At 67.5% G+C, this 1,298-nt stretch carries 1 protein-coding gene; it reads left to right on the forward strand.

Translation table 11 applies throughout. From position 1 onward, the window contains the following. Positions 1-41: 41 nt before the first annotated feature. Positions 42-1,298: IS4 family transposase (locus tag Q1W26_RS05150; RefSeq protein ID WP_300436757.1), on the forward strand; the 1,257-nt coding region annotated here is incomplete at its 3' end.

Raw genomic sequence — 1,298 nt, forward strand, 5'->3', positions numbered from 1 at the left:
CCCTCGTAATCTATGACTCTGAGTGATTTTTCGGACAAGCGATGACGTGGGCGGAAGAGGAGTTTGGCGGCGCGGACTTGGGCGATAAACGCTTGAACAAGCGACTGGTGCTGCTGGCTGAGCGGCTCGGGGAGCAGCCTTCGGCAAGTATTCCCGAGGCCTGCCGCGGAGCGGCGGAAATGCATGCGGCCTATCGTTTCCTGGGCCGCGAGGCGGTGGACTGGCGCGAACTGATGCAGCCGCACTGGGACGCGAGCGCGCGGCGCATGCAGTCGCATCCGGTGGTGCTGTGCATCCAGGACACGACCGAACTGGATTTCGAGGGCAAGTCGGCGCAGGGGCTGGGGCCCCTGAGTTACGAGGCCCAGCGCGGGATGTACGTGCATCCGACCTACGCGGTGACGCCCGCCCGGGAACCCCTCGGGGTGATCGACGCGTGGATGTGGGCGCGGGCGTTCAAGCAGGGCGAGGCGCCGCGGGAGGGCATTGCCGAGAGTCTGCGCTGGCTCGAAGGCTACGCGCGGGTGGCCGAGCAGGCGCAGACGCTGCCCGAGACGCGCCTGGTGTATGTGGCAGACCGGGAGGCGGACATCGTGGCGCTGATGCGCCGCGCACGCGAGTTGGGCGAGCCGGCCGACTGGTTGATCCGCTCACAGCATGACCGCTCGCTGGGCAAGGGCGCCCCGAAGCTGAGCGCAGCGCTGGCCGCGGCACCCGTGCTGGGCGAAGTCCAGTTCCAGATGGCCTCGCGCCAGGGCCAGGCGGCGCGCACGGTGCGCCAGGAAATCCGCGTGCTGCGCCAGGCGTTGCCCGATGGCGAGGGCGGCACGGTGGCCGTGAGCGTGGTGCTGGCCAGTGAAGTCGAGGCGCCCAGTGGCGTGAAACCCGTGCAGTGGCGGCTCTTGAGCAATCGCGAGGTAGCCACGCTCGACGAGGCGGTGACGCTGATCGATTGGTACCGGGCGAGATGGGAAGTGGAACTGCTCTTTCACACCTTGAAGAACGGCTGCCGCGTTGAAGCGCTGCAACTCGACGCCTACCCGAAACTGGAGCGTGCCATTGCGCTGTATCTGGTCGTGGCCTGGCGAATCGGTCACCTGATGCGCCTTGGGCGCACCCATCCGGAAGTGGACGCCGGCATCGCGTTCGAGCCCGACGAAATCCGCGTCGCCTATGCGCTGAACGGCAAACGCCCCCCGCCCAAACCCAAGGTCAATCAGGTTCTGCGCCTGATCGCCATGCTCGGCGGCTTCATCGGGCGCAAGGGCGACGGCGAGCCGGGCGTCAAGAGCATCTGG

Origin of the sequence: Zoogloea sp. (assembly GCF_030157465.1) — a bacterium.
Taxonomy (GTDB): Bacteria; Pseudomonadota; Gammaproteobacteria; order Burkholderiales; family Rhodocyclaceae; genus Zoogloea.